This is a genomic window from Aliinostoc sp. HNIBRCY26, from assembly GCF_050235535.1.
In the GTDB taxonomy this organism is placed as follows: domain Bacteria; phylum Cyanobacteriota; class Cyanobacteriia; order Cyanobacteriales; family Nostocaceae; genus Trichormus.
Window position 1 is genome coordinate 4618874 of record NZ_CP189852.1, and the last position, 19301, is coordinate 4638174.

At 41.2% G+C, this 19301-nt stretch carries 15 protein-coding genes and 1 tRNA gene; 6 read left to right on the forward strand and 10 right to left on the reverse strand.

From position 1 onward, the window contains the following. Positions 1-4: 4 nt before the first annotated feature. The 4 genes from ACQFX9_RS19575 to psbZ form a co-directional block, all read right to left on the reverse strand. Complete coding sequence (locus tag ACQFX9_RS19575) at positions 5-412, reverse strand: hypothetical protein (protein WP_427157843.1); 408 nt, start codon at positions 410-412, stop codon at positions 5-7. 376 nt (positions 413-788) lie between these two features. After that, positions 789-860: transfer RNA gene (locus ACQFX9_RS19580), tRNA-Gly, on the reverse strand. A 208-nt stretch (positions 861-1068) separates the two neighbouring features. Further along, entirely contained in the window at positions 1069-1647 is a 579-nt protein-coding gene (gene ribH / locus ACQFX9_RS19585; RefSeq protein ID WP_103136781.1) for a 6,7-dimethyl-8-ribityllumazine synthase, read from the reverse strand. Between the two features lie 170 nt (positions 1648-1817). Further along, positions 1818-2006 carry a photosystem II reaction center protein PsbZ gene (psbZ, locus tag ACQFX9_RS19590; protein WP_103136782.1) on the reverse strand — a complete coding sequence of 63 codons (189 nt, stop codon included), beginning with the start codon at positions 2004-2006 and terminating at the stop codon, positions 1818-1820. 435 nt (positions 2007-2441) lie between these two features. Between psbZ and ACQFX9_RS19595 the strand changes: the two genes are divergently transcribed. Next, positions 2442-5150 carry a CBS domain-containing protein gene (locus ACQFX9_RS19595; protein WP_427157844.1) on the forward strand — a complete coding sequence of 903 codons (2709 nt, stop codon included), beginning with the start codon at positions 2442-2444 and terminating at the stop codon, positions 5148-5150. Between the two features lie 123 nt (positions 5151-5273). Here ACQFX9_RS19595 and ACQFX9_RS19600 read toward each other — a convergent pair whose 3' ends face one another. Both ACQFX9_RS19600 and ACQFX9_RS19605 read right to left on the reverse strand, forming a co-directional pair. Beyond that, positions 5274-5996 carry a Uma2 family endonuclease gene (locus tag ACQFX9_RS19600; protein WP_427157846.1) on the reverse strand — a complete coding sequence of 241 codons (723 nt, stop codon included), beginning with the start codon at positions 5994-5996 and terminating at the stop codon, positions 5274-5276. A gap of 186 nt (positions 5997-6182) precedes the next feature. Beyond that, positions 6183-8012, reverse strand: a complete 1830-nt coding sequence (locus ACQFX9_RS19605) for a serine/threonine protein kinase (protein ID WP_427157847.1) — start codon at positions 8010-8012, stop codon at positions 6183-6185. 508 nt (positions 8013-8520) lie between these two features. Between ACQFX9_RS19605 and abc-f the strand changes: the two genes are divergently transcribed. Continuing rightward, positions 8521-10131, forward strand: a complete 1611-nt coding sequence (gene abc-f, locus ACQFX9_RS19610; RefSeq protein ID WP_427157849.1) for a ribosomal protection-like ABC-F family protein — start codon at positions 8521-8523, stop codon at positions 10129-10131. Here abc-f and ACQFX9_RS19615 read toward each other — a convergent pair. Beyond that, entirely contained in the window at positions 10128-10808 is a 681-nt protein-coding gene (locus ACQFX9_RS19615; protein ID WP_427157851.1) for a Uma2 family endonuclease, read from the reverse strand. The two genes, abc-f and ACQFX9_RS19615, sit on opposite strands and share 4 nt — an antisense overlap. Before the next feature lie 324 nt (positions 10809-11132). On the opposite strand from ACQFX9_RS19615, the gene ACQFX9_RS19620 reads away from it, so the two are divergent. From ACQFX9_RS19620 to ACQFX9_RS19635, 4 genes are all read left to right on the forward strand, one after another. Continuing rightward, positions 11133-11459 carry a DUF6825 family protein gene (locus ACQFX9_RS19620; RefSeq protein ID WP_236141066.1) on the forward strand — a complete coding sequence of 109 codons (327 nt, stop codon included), beginning with the start codon at positions 11133-11135 and terminating at the stop codon, positions 11457-11459. Positions 11460-11573: 114 nt separating this feature from the next. After that, positions 11574-13259 (forward strand): ABC1 kinase family protein, encoded by a 1686-nt coding sequence (locus tag ACQFX9_RS19625; protein WP_427157853.1) that lies wholly within the window; start codon positions 11574-11576, stop codon positions 13257-13259. A gap of 18 nt (positions 13260-13277) precedes the next feature. Continuing rightward, entirely contained in the window at positions 13278-13997 is a 720-nt protein-coding gene (locus tag ACQFX9_RS19630) for a Stp1/IreP family PP2C-type Ser/Thr phosphatase (RefSeq protein WP_427157855.1), read from the forward strand. Between the two features lie 723 nt (positions 13998-14720). Beyond that, positions 14721-14918 (forward strand): NblA/ycf18 family protein, encoded by a 198-nt coding sequence (locus ACQFX9_RS19635; RefSeq protein ID WP_103136790.1) that lies wholly within the window; start codon positions 14721-14723, stop codon positions 14916-14918. A gap of 463 nt (positions 14919-15381) precedes the next feature. On the opposite strand, the gene ACQFX9_RS19640 is transcribed toward ACQFX9_RS19635, so the two are convergent. The 3 genes from ACQFX9_RS19640 to ACQFX9_RS19650 all read right to left on the reverse strand — a co-directional run bounded on the left by ACQFX9_RS19640 (position 15382) and on the right by ACQFX9_RS19650 (position 19118). Continuing rightward, positions 15382-16956, reverse strand: a complete 1575-nt coding sequence (locus tag ACQFX9_RS19640) for a serine/threonine-protein kinase (protein ID WP_427157856.1) — start codon at positions 16954-16956, stop codon at positions 15382-15384. Between the two features lie 365 nt (positions 16957-17321). Continuing rightward, positions 17322-17774 carry a hypothetical protein gene (locus ACQFX9_RS19645; RefSeq protein WP_236141062.1) on the reverse strand — a complete coding sequence of 151 codons (453 nt, stop codon included), beginning with the start codon at positions 17772-17774 and terminating at the stop codon, positions 17322-17324. A gap of 183 nt (positions 17775-17957) precedes the next feature. Then, the gene (locus ACQFX9_RS19650; protein ID WP_427157859.1) at positions 17958-19118 is read right to left on the reverse strand and encodes an anhydro-N-acetylmuramic acid kinase; all 1161 of its coding nucleotides are present in this window, start codon (positions 19116-19118) and stop codon (positions 17958-17960) included. Between the last annotated feature and the right edge of the window lie 183 nt (positions 19119-19301).

Sequence of the window (19301 nt, forward strand, 5' to 3'; positions counted from 1 at the left end):
TGAATTATCGTCGGTAGGTAAGCCAGACCATGAGTGCTGGCAAAATTGCCAACAATACTGCCACCATAGCCCATTTAATCAGGCCAGAACCATTGGCGAATTTGAGTGCTAATGGTAGCCATATAATCACTAGCACGAAAATAATCCCTAGTGCTATGGGTAAATAGCTTTCTCCTAATTTGGGGTGAATAACTCGCCAACTTCCCCCCGCCCACAGCCAAGCACGTTTGTAGGGGTAGGTAGTGGAAAGCTGTTCTAGGACATGGCCATTATCTTCGACGACAAAGATTTGTTGACAGCGATCGCATCCAAATGCTTCTGTCAGGGTAATCGGGACTAACCGTCCCTTGCGGCGACAGGGACAGGGATATTCGGTATTAAAGTCTATTTTTTCTGGTTTTTGGGATTGCACAAGCGTTATCAGCAATTCAAAATTCAAAATTCAAAATGAACAATCCAGTATTTATCAGTATCCTAGCTATCAAATCAGGAATTTCTGTATCTGTATTCTTAAACATTGCATTGATAGTTTTAATATAACTGGTACTTTTTTAAGCTTACGTGGCGAACACTCTCAAGACAACCCATTAACTAAACCTGCACCTAAGAATAAATTATTTATTCGGCTTTCGGCTGTATCCTCGGTAGCTTCTTCTGATTTTGTAGGCAGTTTTATCAAGATAGTGAGTTCTATAGGTTCAGGATAAAAGCAAATTACCTCACTGAAAAAGCATGACACTTAATCCCAAGCCTGAGTAACTATTTTACTTTATGTTATTTATTTTAAAAGCGGGTAACGCGATTCGAACGCGCGACATTCACCTTGGCAAGGTGACGCTCTACCACTGAGCTATACCCGCAAACCTTACTTTATTAATATGACAGGTTTATTTTGATTTGTCAACTAGTTTCGTGAACATGGGGACTGGGGATCGGGGATTGGGGACTGGGGACTGGGGACTGGGGATTGGGGACTGGGAATTTAGATCATATCTTTTTCCCCTTATCCTCCTTATCCTCCTTGTCCTCCTTGTCTCCCTGCTCTCTGCCCCCTGCCCCCTGCCTCTTTCACCCCACACCTTCAGATTCGGCGGTGAGGTTGCCGATGGTGTGACCAGAAATAGAGGCTGGTAAGGATTGGGGATTGTGAGCGTAAGCATCTTTTAAGTTAGAGCGTAACTGCCGCATGAGGCTGGCCATTTCCAGCGCGTTCATTGCATAATCCCAACCATGATTACTCTTAATCCCTGCCCTTTCTAGAGCTTGCTGCATGGTATCTACTGTCAAGATGCCAAAAATCACTGGTACGCCTGTTTGGAAGCTAGCAGCAGCAATTCCCTTAGCTACTTCTGAAGATACATAGTCAAAATGAGGTGTTTGTCCGCGAATGACTGCACCTAGACAAATTACTGCGTCATAGCGGTGCGAAAGAGCTAACTGACGCGCTACAAGCGGGACTTCAAAACTACCAGGAACCCAAACATAATCTACTTGATCGCCTTCTGGGTCAGGATCAACACCGTGGCGTTTTAAACAATCTTGACATCCTGCTAGCAGTTTTGTGGTTACAAGGTCATTGAATCGAGCAATCACCAATGCTAAACGCAAAGGTTCTGTTTGAGCGAAAGTTCCCTCAAAAACTGCCATGACTGCCTCTTACTTTCACTATACTTTTGTCAATATACATTTCTTCTGTAAATGTGGAAGAGCAGGAAAGCACAATTAGGTGTGAAGAACAAAGTCAATCTGTTCTTTTACCTTGGGTGTTGGCTTTCCCGCTCCTTGAGTTTTGTTGCTATTTAACTGTACTCTGTGGTTTAAACTACGAAAAAGTTTAATAGCCCAACTAAAAGCACTAAAGCGATCCAAACTCCTGAACCAAGCCATAGTAGCTTTTTAGATTCAACCCAACTTTGGGGTGTAGCATAAGCTACAGGTACACCAACTACAAGCACAAAAGACAACAAGACTAGAGCAACTAGAGCAAATTGGAATATTATGGTCATTTTGACTTCTCCCAAGACAGCGAGATACTAAAGTTAGAATATCGTAAAGGGCGATACTGACACTTTCCGTTTCTTATCCCTATTTGTAACCTAGCAGAAATTGTCACAATTTAGTTAGTAGTCCCAAGTCAATAGTTGATTGTTGACTGTTGACCCTCCGAATTTTAGATTTTGGATTTTGGATTTTGGATTATTTGGGGTACAAGCCCCACCTAAGAGCGGGTGGAAAAATCTGAAATACTCGCTGCGCTGCGTCCGCTACGCTCTAAGCGCAGCTATGCCGCAGGCTTTACGTCAATCCAAAATCCCCAAGCTGCATCCCTTTATGGGTGCAGTCAATCCACTCATTCGCTCCTGCGTCGCTAACGCTACGCTATCGCAAATCTAAAATCCAAAATTGATTGACTATTGACCATTGACTTTTGACTCTCGACTATGGACTTAATTCTTTGTCATACTACGGCAGATTTTGACGCTTTAGGCGCAGCAGTTGGTTTAACTTGCTTGATGCCTGGCAGTAAAATTGTGTTGACTGGCGGCGCACATCCGCCTGTACGGGATTTTTTAGCACTGCATCGCGATGAGTATGCACTGATTGAAAGGCGTTCGGTCAATCCTGAGAAGATTCGGTCTGTAACGGTGGTGGATACACAACAGCGCGATCGCTTGGGTAAGGCTGCTGAGTGGTTAGATTTACCACAACTTCATCATATTACAGTCTACGATCATCACCTGGGGCAAGATTCAGATATTCTGGCGACGCAATTTCACATTTCTTCAGTCGGGGCTACCACAACTTTAATTGTGGAACAATTGCAACAACAAAATATCTCTCTCACTTCGTCCCAAGCTACAGCAATGGCTTTAGGAATTCATGTAGATACTGGTTCTCTGACTTACGACCAATCTACACCACGGGATGCCCTGGCGTTGGCTTGGTTGATGCAACAGGGGGCTAGTCTAAGTGTAATTGCTAACTATCGTGAGCCTGGTTTATCACCGCAATTACAACGTTTACTCAAGGAAGCTTTAGAAAAAATAGAGTATTTGTGTTTACGGGGTTATACTATCGCCTGGGTAATTTTAAAGACAGAAGGCTTTGTACCTGGGTTGTCTAGTTTAGCATCGCAATTAATTGAGTTAACAGAAATCGATGCTTTGTTATTAGCGGGTGAGTATCCCCTAAATAAAGATGAGTCTCGATTGACAATTATCGGGCGATCGCAAATTCCGGGTGTGCATCTTGACCAATTATTTCAAACTTTGGGCGGTGGTGGACATTCCCAAGCTGCATCTTTAAATTTACGCGGTGTCGATGCCCAAAATATCTTGCAACAACTCCTCAATGGGATTAAAACTACTATTCCCCATCCCCCCACCGCCAGAGATTTAATGTCCTCCCCAGTCCGCACCATTCGCCCAGAAACCACAATTGCAGAAGCCCAGCGCATTTTATTACGCTACGGACACTCTGGGCTATCTGTGGTGGATACTGAGGGACAATTAGTGGGAATTATTTCCCGTCGAGATTTAGATATTGCTTTTCATCATGGCTTTAGTCATGCACCAGTCAAGGGTTACATGACGATTAATTTAAAAACGATTACTCCAGAAACGACGTTGCCTCAAATTGAGTCGTTAATGGTGACGTATGATATTGGTCGCTTACCTGTATTAGATCATGGACAATTGGTTGGGATTGTCACCCGTACCGATGTTTTGAGGGAATTACATCAAAGTTCTGAGTACCGAATTATAAATGCTGAATCCCAACCCACACTCAGCACCCAGCACCCAGCACCCAGCACTCAATTGCAGTCACGCTTAACTCCCCAACTCTGGGAATTACTAACTAAAGCGTCTCAAGCCGCAGAACAACGGGGTTGGCATCTTTATTTAGTCGGTGGTGCAGTGCGAGACTTACTACTAGCGGAAGCTGCATCTGGAACTTTGATGATTACAGATATTGACCTAGTCGTTGATGGTTTCCATAAAACCACCGATGTGGGTGCAGGGGTAGAATTAGCCAAAGCACTGCAAGAAATCTATCCCGCCGCTAGGTTAGAAATTCACGGTGCTTTTCAAACTGCGGCTTTGTTATGGCACAAAGACCCCGAATTAGATTCTTTATGGGTGGATATCGCCACCGCTAGAACAGAATTTTATCCTTACCCCGCCGCCAATCCCGAAGTTGAAGCCAGTTCCATTCGTCAAGATTTATACCGCCGCGACTTTACTATTAATGCCTTGGCTTTGCGTTTAACTTCTCCCCGTGAAGGCGAATTACTGGATTTCTTCGGTGGGTTACTAGATTTAGCCGCCAAACAAATTCGCGTGTTACACGCCAATAGCTTTATTGAAGACCCCACCCGCATTTATCGCGGTGTCCGTTTTGCAGTGCGGTTTGGATTTACCATTGAACCCCGCACAGAAGAATATATCCGCTATGCCATTAATAGTGGCGTGTATGACCGCACAGCCCAAACTAACAGTAAAACTCCCGCTTTGCAAACTCGACTCAAAGCCGAATTAAAATATATTCTCTCCGCCCCTTACTGGGAATCAGCTTTAAAGTTACTCAATGATTTAGGGGCGTTACAGTGCATCCATCCGACTCTGAAATTAGATCATGAACTCTTACGCCAATTACGTTTATTAGAACGCTGTTGGCGAAGATTTGATACCCAACAAAAATTAATTCCTTGGCAAACGCGTCTAGAAGTTTTAATTGCTCATCTTGCGCCCAAATATCAGCATAAAGTTGCGAAAAATCTGCAATTGCCAGAAGATATGTTGGCAAGATTACATAAATTAGCCCCTGCTAAATCTGAGGTTACAGACTTCTTGTCTACATCAAAAAAACATAGTCAAATAGTGCAATTTCTACGTAAATATGATGTAGAAATGTTAATTTTAATTGCTATAGCTAGTCATAGAATTATTAGACAAAAAATTTGGCGTTATTTAACAGTTTTATATCATATTCAACCAATATTAAATGGTAATGATTTAAAGAAATTAGGATATAAACCTAGTCCGCAGTTTCGCCAAATGCTAGATGAAATACTTGCTGCAACTATAGACGGAGTGATTAAGGATAAAGTAGAAGCAGAAGATTTCCTAGCTAAAAATTATCCTGTGTGATTGAGATTCAATAAGTGTAATTATGCAAACTCAAGCAGTCAAAAATAATTTTGGATAATAGAGGCGATCGCATATTTTTAAGTTGGCGATCGCCTATTTCTGACTAGTAGAACAAATATCCATTCAAATTGCATCTGGATCGATATTTAATTCCCGCAATTTTGCAGCTAATCGTGCTACTTGTTGTTGTGCTTGTTCAGCTTGTTGTTGTGCCTGTTCAGCCTGCTGTTGTGCCTGTTCAGCCGTTTCTTCAGGTGTGGGGACTAGTTCTCCATCTTGCGTAAAAAATCGCAATAGACCATCATAAACTCCCAAATACAACCCTAACTGATGACTCCACAAATATCCTTGTGTATTTGCTTGTAGAGGTTGATATTCTCCATCTACTAAATGAAATCCAGCAAATTCTAATGTATAGGGATCAAACCAAAAGTAATCAGGTGTACGGAAGGTATCTTGATATATTTCTTTTTTTAATCCTTTGTCTGTTTTTGCTGTTGAGTCCGAGAGAATTTCTAAGATGACATTGGGATATTTACCTTCTTCTTCCCAAACCACCCAACTCTTTCGGGTTTTGCGTTCAGTTCCCAACACCACAAAAAAATCTGGGCCTCGGAAATATTCTGATTTTTTTTGGCGGGGACTGTAGTAAATTGTCAGGTTTCCCACTGCATAAAAATCATTTCTATCCCGCCATAACCATTCGAGACATTGTAAAAGTAAGATTATTTGTCTTAGATGTAGTTCTGTTTCCAAGGGAGGTTCATCACTATATAAATCACCAGGGGGAAATATGACATCTTGGGAGATGTCCGCTTGCGATTCTAATTCTTGGGCAATGGTCATAGAATCAATACTGCATCAATTATTTCTGTGTTTATTTTATCACTTATAACATTGCAATAAATAAGGGGATTAAAAAAAGGCGATCGCATTCTTAACTACTAGATTAATTCACTATTAGTAATATATTAATCATAACACGCATGACAACATAGCCAACTTCTTCAAAAAGTAGGTTATCTGTTTTGATTATGGTTCAATTAAAGATTTTTCAGACTGACGATATTGAGCTATTAATCTGTGTCTTTTTAAGGGTGGATAAAGCAACATACTTATCAACGGGAATCCTGTGCCTGCTAGTACCAATAAAATGTATGGATTGACAAAGCCAATTATACAAATAATTCCGAAGCTTATTCCTAATCCTGCTGAAAGTAAAGACAGTAATATATCAATCCATTTACTATAGGCGTATCTAGGATTTTTATAATCGTAGTCTCTATATCTGTCAAAAATACTAGCCTTCCATGCAGCCAAAACTATAAATAGAATCCAAATTCCAATTCCAATTCCAATCCCAAGTCCAATCTTACTGTCATTACTTAATAACACCTGAACAGAACCGAATGGTAGCCCAAGAACAATTCCAATCGCAGTTGCAATCCTTGTTGCAGTTGCAATCCTTGTTATTGTAATTGCGTCGAAACTAAACAGTATCTGTAGCATCGAACCAATCATTATCCCAACAAACATCCCTCCAAAACTACCAATCACAGCACCAATAAAAGCAGCCATAATTGCTGACATGACTGTCCATAAACCGGCAACATTTATAAACCAAGTCATAGATGTTGATGCAATGCTACAAATTAGCAACACACCAGCAAGCCAAGCATAAGGTATTGCTAGCTTTTCAATCGGTAAAGTAGCAGTTTGCACCTTCACTGTTAAAGTGTGATTCTCTGGGTAAGCATTACTGTGCAGTATTAATTGACGTTTATACTGCTTATCTGCCATTAATTTACTCGTATCTACTTGAACCTGACAGCGAGTATGATTACCTTGAAAATCAGCAGGTTTCACCAAAATCCAAGCATGGGAATCTGGTGTATGTGGTGGATCATTTAGATGGGGTGCAACTTCCCATCGACCTTGTAATAAAGTCTGTGGAATTGTATTTTCAATTGTGATGCTTTGCGTTAGCTTTTCCCCCAATCGCTTCGCTATAAATACCAGAACTGTTTCACTGAAATCAACTCCCGGTACGCGCATCACATCCAGTGGTTGGAGTGCTGCTAAAGCTGCTTGTGCATTAGCAAAGCGTTTGTCCTGTTCTGGTTGTACCATGTTTTCCAACCAACCCAGAAACCGTAGACTTAATTTAGGTAGAAGATGACTAAATTTAATTAAATATGGATTATTGCGATCGCACAACTCCCTTATTTCTGGTGACTTGATTTGTGTCAACAAGCAAATCAAAGTCGTACCCAAAGCATACAAATCCGTAGCTTTTGTTGGTTTAAACATTTGTTCTGGCGGTATAAAACCGGGAGTACCCTTAAATACACTACTCCCCGCCACTTCCTGGCTACCAATACGCGCAAAACCAAAGTCAATTAAATAAACTTTGAGTGCTTCATCTACCAAAATATTTTCCGGTTTAATATCCCGATGAATCACTGGTGGATGTAGATTTTGCAGATATACAAGAATTTCTAAAGCATTAATAGCAATTTGTTTGATTTCTGCTGGTGCAAATTTCCGGGCTTCTGCCAAAGATGGCGCGTTAATATATTCTTGCACCAAACAAAAACCATCGGATGTAGCGAAAGAACCTATGTATTTGGGAATACCAGGATGCTCAAGTCCTTGTAGTATCTGAATTTCCCGTTGATGCGCCTCAAACCCAGACCAACTAGAACCAAATTGAGCAAAGCAAAACTGCTTTAATACCAACTGTTGTGCTGTCTTTACATCCGATGCTATCCAAGTAATCCTTCCGCCTTCTCGGTTGCGTCCCAATTCTTGCAAAATTTGATAGCCATGTTCACGGAAATCTGGATATGGATAGCTATTCATAGTTCCAGGGGGACAAGTGTAATGGAGTAGGTTTGCTGTGTATTGCGTAAATACACTTAATTTAGCAGAGGCGGTTGAATTTGAGTAACCTTGTTAAGAATGTTTATGATCCACAGAGACACAAAAAAGTAAGTTCAGACTTCTCTTCCTACATTTTTGAGATACTTTTGTGTTACACTGTGGTGCGTACTCAAACCTCCAGTGAAATAGCTGCAATGAAGTAGTAACTAATTACTGTTGCTTATCGCCAACAAACGTCAAAAACTAATCAACACGACATAATTTGACAAGTTACTTCACAATAATCATGAGCTAACAAGATTTTTCGCCGTTCGTAGTAAGGACTTTAGTCCTGATTTTGCAGAGGACTAAAGTCCTTACTACAAACTTGACGCACTTCTAGATTCAGTCGCTTGGTAATTTTTGCGGCTTGTTTTTTTGTTCATATTATCTACCCGTGGTTGTTTGCAGATACGGGTGGATGTTTGCATATTGAGGTTTGACGAGAATGCAGAAAAAATCAATATTATTAGCTGAGAATTTAGCTTATGAACTCAGCTTAGAAAGGACTTTGTTTGCAGGTATTCATCTCAGCATTGAACAAGGTCAACACATTGCTTTAGTTGGTAAAAATGGTGTTGGTAAGTCTACTCTCCTAAAAATTATTGCTGGTCAAATTTATCCCAGTTTAGGTTCAGTAGTCAGAAGTGGTTCTATATACTATTTGCCTCAAATCAGCACTATTAAACCAGAAATCAACAAAGATACAGTCCTAGAATTCTTAAGTTCTATTGCTGATGAATGGTGGATGATTACAGAAATTCTTCAGACGCAATTACACACAGCTATTGATTTGAATTTACCCATCAATAATTTGAGTGGTGGTGAATTGACGAAGCTATTTTTAGCCATTGGGTTATCTCAACAGCCAGATTTACTCTTGCTGGATGAACCTACAAATCACCTAGATTTACACACTTCAGAAAGCTTGAGACAGTTTCTTTTAGATTTTTCTGGTGCTTTTGTAATTGTCTCCCACAAACCATTTTTCTTAGATCAAGTAACAGATGTAACTTGGGAACTTACACCCGTAGGCTTGAAAGTTTATGGCGGAAATTTTTCGTATTATCGAGAGCAAAAACAAATAGAATTAGATGCAGCAGTGCGATCGCACGAAGTAGCCAGAAAGGAACTCAAGCGCGTCCAAACTGCGGCGATGCAAGAACAGCAACGCGCCGCGCAAGCTCAACGCAATGGGAGAAATAAGTTTTTAAGTGGCAGTATCGATAGAATGTCAGCTGGACTGATTAAAACCAAAGCTGAATCCTCTACTGGCAATGCGAAAAAGAAACATGATTTAGCTGTAGCAAAAGCTACCCAAAAACTTGCCGATACTAAGGTCAAGACTACAAAAGCTACCAGTATTCAGTTAGAAGAGAAAAGCCACAAGCACAAAAATCTGATTTATATCGAGGGTGCAAATCTTTGGGTAGCGGAACGGTTGCTGATTCAAAATATTCAACTGCACATATCATCAGGCGATCGCTTTTCTATTATCGGTGCAAATGGCTCTGGTAAATCTAGTCTAGTCAAAGCAATTCTAGAACGGGAAGCATCAACAGCAGTTTTTAAGTCTGGTGAAGTTTCTCTAGCAAAGGGAATGAAAGCTGTATATCTCGACCAAACATATCAAATAGTCAATAGACAGCAGACGATTTTAGAGAATATGCAGACTGCTAACCCTAGTCTGAACTATCAGCAATTACGTCAGCAACTAGGACATTTCTTGTTTAAATACGATGACGTACATAAACCAGCTTCTGTGTTGAGTGGAGGTGAATTGGCAAGGCTGGCGATCGCCATTATCAGTATCTCAGAAATTGACCTCTTAATTCTGGATGAACCAACCAATAATTTAGATATTGAAACAGTCGAACAAATGATTTCAGCTATCAATGAATATCACGGTGCGCTTTGGGTAATTTCTCACGATATTGACTTTCTGAGTCGGATTAATATTACTCACAGTTTCCTACTGCAAAACCAAACATTACAAAGGACAGTTTCTCTACCTAGTACCCCAGAACAATATTATCAGGAATTGCTGTCTTGTCCTTAAATTGTTTCTGGATCAATATTTAATTCTCGCAGTTTTGCTGCTAAACGTTCCGCCTTTTCCTGCGCCTGTTGTGCTGCTTCTTCAGGTGTAGGAACTTTTTGACCTTCTGGGGTGAAAAATCTCACCATTCCGTTATCTACGCCTAAATATAAGCCTAACTGATGACTCCATAAATATCCTTGGTCATTTGCTTGTAGAGGTTCATATTTTCCATCTAATAAATGAAACCCAGCAAACTCTAATGTAAAAGGATCGAACCAAAAGTAATCAGGTGTACGGAAGGTATCTTGATATATTTCTTTTTTTAAACCTTTATCTGTTTTTACTGTTGAATCGGAGAGAATTTCTAATATGACATTGGGATATTTACCTTCTTCTTCCCAAACCACCCAACTCTTGCGAGTTTTGCGTTCAGTTCCCAACACCACAAAAAAGTCTGGCCCCCGAAAGTCTTCTGATTTTCTTTGGTGTGGACTATAGTAAATTGTCAGGTTTCCCACCGCATAAAAATCATTTCTATCTCGCCATAGCCATTTTAGACATTTGAGTAAGAGCATGATTTGCTCTAGATGTAATTCTGTTTCCAAGGGAGGCTCATCACTGTATAAGTCACCAGGAGGAAATATAACATTTTCGGAGATATTTGTTTGATTCCCTAATTCTTGAGCAATGGTCATAGAATGAATGACACCATTAGTATAGGTTATGAGTTTATCTTAGCAATCATGTGATTGGCTAATGAGCGATCGCCTCTCATACCAATTTTGGATTTTGGATTAAAAGCCTAGATTCTTAGCCTATTCCAGAATCGCGAAACAATACTACTTATCCCAATTCGGTATCACTCAATCAATCACCCACAGAAGTCGCTTACTTTAATTCCCAATCCCCAGTCCCCAGTCCCCAGTCCCCAAATTAACCCAACTGCAAACGCTCAGAGAGAAGCCGCAAAGCATACGGGCAAGTTATAATCTTCTTGCGGACGAGCGTAACAAAAATTTATGAGTAATCCCCTTGTACAAGCCTTTTTTGTCGGCAGAGCCTTAGCTGAAGTCGTTAATGAACGTCTAGAAGTCGCCTTTACCGATGCTTTGAGCGAAATCGGTAAATTCGATGCTGAAGCCAGAGAACAACTACGCCAGTTTACAGAAGAAGTCATTGAACGGGCAAATCGGGCGGCGGCGGCTGCTGAAACCGGTCAAACAACTACTGGTACTACCCCAAGTGGTACTGATGGCGTTGACTTGCAAGCCACAATTGATGAACTGCGTGCCGAAATTGCCTTACTGCGAAATGAGTTACAACGTTATCGCAGCAGTTCTGTCTAAATTAATCATTAGTCAAGAATTATTGACAACTAAACTTTTAGTGACAACTGTTTAGAAATCAGAGTGTCTTTTCTTCCAGGTGATTCAGTAACAAAACAACGGTACGCACAACCTATGGAAAATAGCTATTCAGACAAAGCATACCGTTGGAATCGGGAAAACTACTCTAGTAAGCGGCGATTCGTGGACATTTGGGGTTTTGTCTTGACCCTTATGTTCAAAATTTGGCGGTACAACAAAGCTTGGAGTTATCCTGGCGGTGTGACGGAAGCAAAACAAGCAGCACGGCGAAAAGCTCAGGCTATTTGGATTCGCAACACCCTGCTAGATTTAGGGCCTACCTTTATTAAAGTCGGTCAGTTATTTTCCACTCGTGCTGACATATTCCCCGGTGAATATGTCGAAGAGTTGGCAAAACTCCAAGACAGAGTACCCGCTTTTAGCTACGAGCAAGTAGAAAAAATTGTTGAGCAAGAACTAGGTAAAAAAATTCCTGAACTTTTTCAAAGTTTTGAACCGATTCCTTTAGCAGCTGCTAGTTTAGGGCAGGTACACAAAGCTGTACTCCATAGCGGTGAAGCAGTTGTTGTCAAGGTGCAGCGTCCAGGATTAAAAACATTATTTGAGATTGATTTACAAATTCTCAAGGGTATTGCTCGTTATTTCCAAAACCATCCTAAATGGGGACGGGGACGGGATTGGATGGGTATTTACGAAGAATGTTGTCGCATTCTGTGGGAGGAAATTGATTACCTCAATGAAGGTAGAAATGCTGATGCTTTTCGGCGGAACTTTCGCGGTTACGACTGGGTAAAGGTGCCGAAGGTCTACTGGCGTTACACTTCCCCAAGGGTGGTGACTTTGGAGTATTTACCTGGAATTAAAATCAGCCAATACGAAGCTTTAGAAGCCGCAGGTATAGACAGAAAATCTGTGGCGCGTCAAGGCGCACAAGCGTATTTGATGCAACTACTCAATGATGGCTTTTTCCATGCTGATCCCCACCCTGGTAATATTGCTGTCAGTCCTGATGGTGCGCTGATTTTCTACGACTTTGGCATGATGGGGCGGATTAAATCCAACGTCCGGGAAGGACTGATGGAAACCCTATTCGGTATTGCCCAAAAAGATGGCGATCGCGTCGTCCAATCTCTGATAAATTTAGGTGCGATCGCTCCCGTAGATGACATAGGGCCAGTGCGGCGTTCTGTGCAGTATATGCTAGACAACTTCATGGATAAGCCCTTTGAAGCTCAATCTGTGTCCGCGATCAGTGATGATTTATACGAAATAGCATATAATCAGCCATTTAGATTCCCTGCAACTTTTACTTTCGTGATGCGGGCTTTTTCCACCCTCGAAGGCGTAGGCAAAGGCTTAGATCCAGAGTTTAACTTTATGGAAGTTGCCCAACCATACGCAATGCAGCTTATGACCAATATGAATGGTGCAGATAGCAATAGTTTCTTGAATGAATTAAGCCGCCAGGCCGTGCAAGTTAGTACCACCGCATTTGGATTACCACGTAGATTAGAAGATACATTAGAAAAATTAGAGCGCGGAGATATGCGCCTGCGGGTACGCTCCATAGAAACAGAGCGACTTTTACGGCGACAAAGTAGTATTCAGTTAGGGATGAGCTATGCTTTGATAATCAGTGGATTTACCCTTTCAGCCACAATCTTATTAGTTAATCATTATGTATGGTTAGCACTGCTGGCTGGTTTAATTGCCGCAGCAGTCTCGGTAATACTGATCCGACTGCTTCTCCGCCTCGACCGTTATGACCGTATGTATTAATTGGTGCAGTGAAACGCTATGAAACTTAACTTCACGGGTCTTAGCGATCCGGGACTTGTTCGTTCTAACAATCAGGATCATTACCACATCGACCAAGAAGGGCGATTTTTTATTGTTGCTGATGGTATGGGTGGCCATGCAGGCGGGGAAGAAGCAAGTCGCATCGCTACGAAGGAAATTCAAGAATATCTAACTAGGAATTGGGACTCTCCTGAACCATCCACCCATTTGTTAGAGCAGGCTTTATGGCAAGCGAATGAAGCGATTCTTCAGGATCAGCAAAATCATCCTGAACGGGCTGACATGGGTACAACTGTCGTCGTCGTCATCTTTCGGGACGCGCCTTGGTACACCCACGTCGGGGATTCTCGGCTGTATCGTCTCCGAGAATCTCAATTAGAACAAGTGACAGAGGATCATACTTGGGTAGCTAGAGCCATCAAAGTGGGCGATATCACCGCCGACGAAGCCCGTATCCATCCCTTTCGTCATGTACTATCCCGTTGTTTGGGTAGAGAAGACCTACACCAAGTTGATGTGCAACTATTGGACGTGAAACCAAGCGATCGCTTGCTACTATGCAGTGATGGTCTCACCGAAGAACTGGTTGATGAAAAAATAGCGTATTGCCTCCACGATATCAGCGATTTAGATAAAGCCGCCAAATCTCTAGTAGAAGCCGCTAAAGAACAAGGTGGACACGATAATATTACTGTGGTGATTGTAGCAAGTAGTTGAAGGTGACAGGTAATAAGGGACTTTCCAACTAAAAAATATACAATCACTGTGGTGAGCAGGGAGCAGGCTCCCGCCGTGAGCGTCAGCCGAACGGGAGCAGGGAGCAGGGAGAGAAATCAAAATATTCTCTCTCGGAAGTTGAATGATTTATTTTCTGGAACTCCCTAAACTCTTTTACTCACCACTCACCACTCATCACTCATCACTCAGCACTTTTTGAAGATTTCCAGACTTTTGCAGTACATATACTCAGCATTTTGTTCAGTCTGAGCATTTTTCCTATTTACAACTTGATACAAATACTCTTAGCCAGCAAACTGTCTTGATTGGAGACCGAAATTACACAATTTAGTTGATTGACATGTTGCACATCATAATGTAAGCAGCATATAATGCGATCTTAATACCCTTCATTTTTTTTACTGCTGCAAAAATCCGCCCTTGAGGCATATTTCTTGCTCAAAAATAGGAAATGCAGGGGTAAATTACTACCTACAGTGATTGTTCTCAAATCTGCAAATGCAGACTTGAGTTATATTTCCGTAGGTTCTTATCCCAAAAAAACCAAGCAGAAATTTATCCTCTAAGGATATGGGCAAACTTTTAAATAGTTGTTATCTTTCTTAATACAGAGAATTGATAGCAAACGCAAAGCTAGCCCTATATTTATAGGGGTTCTGTTAACTAAACCCAAATTTTCGCGTTGTCTTTTAGGAGTTTATTATGAGCCAACCCATCCAACTTTCCTTGGAACAACAGTTCAGCATCCGTTCTTTTGCCACTCAAGTACAAAACATGAGCCATGATCAGGCTAAAGACTTCTTAGTCAAGCTTTATGAACAAATGATTGTACGTGAAGCAACATACCAAGAACTCCTCAAGCATCAGTGGGGACTAGATTCTGGTTCCACTCTGGCATAGAAGTAGGTTTTTGTGTCGCAGTGGGCGACCTCCTTCTCTTGCTCAGTTCCAGGGAGGAAAAGAGCTGGGGATGCTGGGGCGTCAACTTTAAACTCAGCTAACTCAAATAGCTAACTCAAAGACCCAAAGCACGTTGTTCAAAATTGGCACATATTATTTTTTCCTGGTTCTTTGCTGACTGCATACAGATTTGGCTGACTTGTCAAGCCAAAAAACTATATTTTCGTCAACACACTCTGTAGCTAGATTACCTATTTAACTTTACCTATCTAAAACTACATTGATAATGTAACAGTCGAAGTACCAAACTTACTTACATTTAACTAAGCACTCGCTTGTTTGGTATCCAGCACTGAGGATTATTATATTGATTCCCAATACTAGTTACAACTAAGATATATATATTCTTTATAAAAGTTTACATATTTTGATATAAGTGAGATTAAATTTGTAGAAACTCACTCTAGCCAGAGATATCAAATGCAGAATCGGTATCAATGGTGTCTAACTTGGCTAAAATCTGAGGTTTAATCTTTTCATATTCTTGTTTAAGCAGATTTTTGCTAATTTGGGGATCAGTTACAGACACAAAGCTTTTCGCGGACATCATCCACTGTTGCAGCCTTTGACATTGAGCAGAGGCGATACTAGCAACTAGAACATGAGAACAGCTATTTGGTGATTCCCGTGCAAATAATAGCAGACGATAGTAACCTGTTTTGACCATTAAGTTAACCATGTCTTGACCCAGATTGGTTTTGAGGTCAAGGTAGTAAGGCAACCATTTCGCCCCATATTTACGGTTATAGAGAACGGTAATCCATAACATCATAGGGTGAGGAGCAGTAATGAACAGAAATTGATTGTAACGGCTACAAGCTAGACGTTGAATAATTTCCCGTTGTGGTAACATCACCCACAAAGCTGGTACTACCTCATGATTGATAGAGATAGGTTGAGGAAAAACAATGTCAGCTATGGGTTTATTTTTTGGCCAAGACGTTGAGAAAGTAATTTCATTCTTAATTGGGGCTAATTGTAAAGGACTATTGCTGTTGGTTTTCTGTTCAGTTGTCGTTTTTGAAGTGACAGTTTTGTTGTGAGATTGAGTAGGTGGTTCAGGTTCTGGTGGAGTGGCGAGGCGTGCATTTTGATGCTGTTCGATGGACTCTAAAGATTGGAGTATTTCACCGATATTTTGTGGACGATCCTTGACAATTTTGGCTAAACAACTCATTACTAAATTTTCTAATTCTTTAGGAATAAGCAAATTAGGTGCAACTTGAGCAAAAGTGCGTGGTGCGAGATGGTGATGTGCTTTATACCATGCGCCAAAGGAATGGCTTGATGCGATCACAGGCATTTTGCCTGTTAACATTTCAAACATCATCACACCCAAACTATAAATATCCGAACGATTATCAAGTTCTTTACCTTCCATTTGTTCGGGAGACGAATAGGCGAGTGTGCCTAAATAATATTTAGTGTGATCACCATTACCTTGTAGTAGTTTAGCTATGCCAAAATCTAAAATTTTTACTAACTCTCCAAAACTAGCGTCTTGAATCACCAGAATATTGCTAGGTTTAATGTCACGATGAATGATTGGGTAGATCGCACCATCTACCGGAATACCATCATGAGCGCATTTTAACCCCAGACAAATTTGACGCGTCATGCTCAAAAAGCGAGGTAAAGTTAGATGCTGTTGGCGAATAATTTGGTTGAGGCTTTGTCCTTGTAGATATTCCATAACATAGTAAGGAGTGTTATGTTCATCTACGCCATAATCCATGACTCTGACAACATGAATACTTTTTTGTCCTAATAAAGCACAGGTTTTCGCTTCTCGCTCAAATCTGTCTTGTAGTCGCATCTTTTCGTTGTGCATTGACAACGAAAGAAACTTTACAGCAATGGGTACGCCTCCCAACAAAACATCCTTAGCACGATATACTCTACCCATTGCGCCAGTACCAATTAGTTCTTGTAATTGGTAGCGTTTACCAAGAAAACGGCCAATGTTGGGGTCTGACATAGAAATTTCGACTCCAATTTTTAACAATTGTGGATAACACCAGACTCATAATCAATTCAAAATTCACACATACCCTGCGGGAAGATTTGCACCTATAAGATTTAAAGTTAAGAAGGCTTGATTTTACAAGACTTTGAGGGCGTTGATCTATGGCTAAATTTCGATAATTGGTATGAGTGCTGGGTTGTAAAGTGTAATCTAATCACGAAATGGGTAGATGTATCCTAACTGGGTTTTGATGTAGTGTTAGTTTGCCCAGTTTTAATCAGCTAGATAACTCTAACAACTAAAACTCAGACATTAAATCAGTGTTGTGTAATTATATTGAATAAAAAAACAACTTTTTATACGATGATGCTAGTTAGCTAAGGATTCGTGGGTTGGAGTTCTAATTTAGCTTCCATTGTATTGATGAGAAAATGACCAGCCATAATCCCACTGCTGAGATAGTATGTACTCTCAGAAAGGCGATGTATGGTTTCAAAGCCACTGCGACGCTGCCGATCGCTAATCGCCCAATAACGCTGTACAATTCCCTCTAGTCCGATCCAGCCTTCACCTTCTACCTGACCGAGTACACTGTGCTGGAGTAAAAAAGTATATTGACGTTCTCCATCATGCAAACGCCCCTTGTATTGTAAAGATATGTCAGGGCGATCGCTACCTGGAAAGATCAATTTGGTCGCCATTGTAAACCAATTATCTCGATTCCATGCGACCAAAGTCATACCCTTAATACTGATGGGCATTCCATCCCGTTCTAACCAACTACCTTGAATGAGCCAGCGTCCTGGTTCTAATAAAAAAGAGTGAGCCACCTGTGTTTTCCTTGTGTTAATTGAGTAGTCCTCAGATTACAAAGATATATTTGGATTTTTCAAAACGTCAGGTGGAAAATAGGGATAATATCAATTCAAAATGCAAAATTCACGCATACCTTACGGTTTCGTGTAGCGTCTCGCAGAGAAGAACCGCGCCTAAAAAATTCAAATTTAGGCTGACTATCGGCTTGGGGGTTGATGAACCTCTCCTAACGGGACTTCGTAGGGTGCGCCTGTAGCTGTTGGTAAGTTACCTGGGAGGTGTAATTGTTTCCAGTAGGCTAAGACAGCAAAAGCGATCGCTTCTTTAAAATTGGCATTCAAACCGACATCATCAGTAGTTAAAACTGGTATATCTCCCAGTAATACTTGTAATCTCTGCCGTAAATACAAATTTCGACTACCACCGCCACATAAAAAGACGCGGTTGGGCATTTCTGGTAAAAAGGTACGATAGCTATGAGCAATGGAAGCGGCTGTGAGTTCTGTGAGTGTTGCTAACATATCAGCCGGAGTCAGTTGATATGGTTGAGCATCTTGGAAACATTGATTGAGGTAATCTACACCAAATAATTCCCGTCCGGTGGATTTGGGGGGATGGAGATGGAAATATTCTTGAGTTAGCCACTTTTCCACTAGAGGATAGCAGGGATGACCACTAGCCGCCCATGCACCACCATCATCGTAGGTTTTAGCCCCATCTGTTAATCGCTCTACTGCTAAATCGAGCAAACTATTACCAGGGCCAGTATCCCAACCGCGAATTTTCTGTAACCAATCATGGCGACGGGGAGGAATATAAGCGACGTTCCCAATTCCCCCCACATTTTGAATGCAACGCCCCTCTTGGGGATGACTGAGTAAAAAAGCATCAACTCTGGGAACTAGAGGCGCACCGTGACCACCAATAGCAATATCAGCAACGCGAAAGTTGCTCACAGTCGTGATGTTTGTGCGGTAAGCAATTAAATCTCCGCGTCCGAGTTGTAGAGTATACCCCAGTCCCTTGTTATCAGGCGGTCTATGATATACAGTTTGACCGTGAGAACCAATTAAAGTCGCTGGCTCGTGGTTTTGTTGAATATTTTGGGCGGCTTGGGCAAAATTTTTAGCGATCGCATCATCTAACTCTGCTAATTCTGCCATTGAGATCGCTGCACCGGCACAAACTGCCAAGATTTTTTCTCTCAGTTCTCTGGGGTAGGGATAGGTTTCTCCTGCTAGTAACTCAACTTGCAAATCTAAATCTGTACCAGAAATTTCGACTAAAGCGGCGTCTATACCATCTACAGATGTACCACTGATGAGACCAATCACGCGCTGAGGTGCAGTAGTTTCCATAAAGAACCACAAGATAAAATACTGAGACTGTGGACTCGGTGCTGATTGAACAAGTTACCCTGTGCCATCGTGTAGTAGTTTAGTTGATGCTATTGCCCATGTCAAAAAGCAGATTGGCAAGAATTTTTATTTGTTCTTCATTTTATTGCTATCTAAAACACAAGACTTTAATCACTGCTGAGG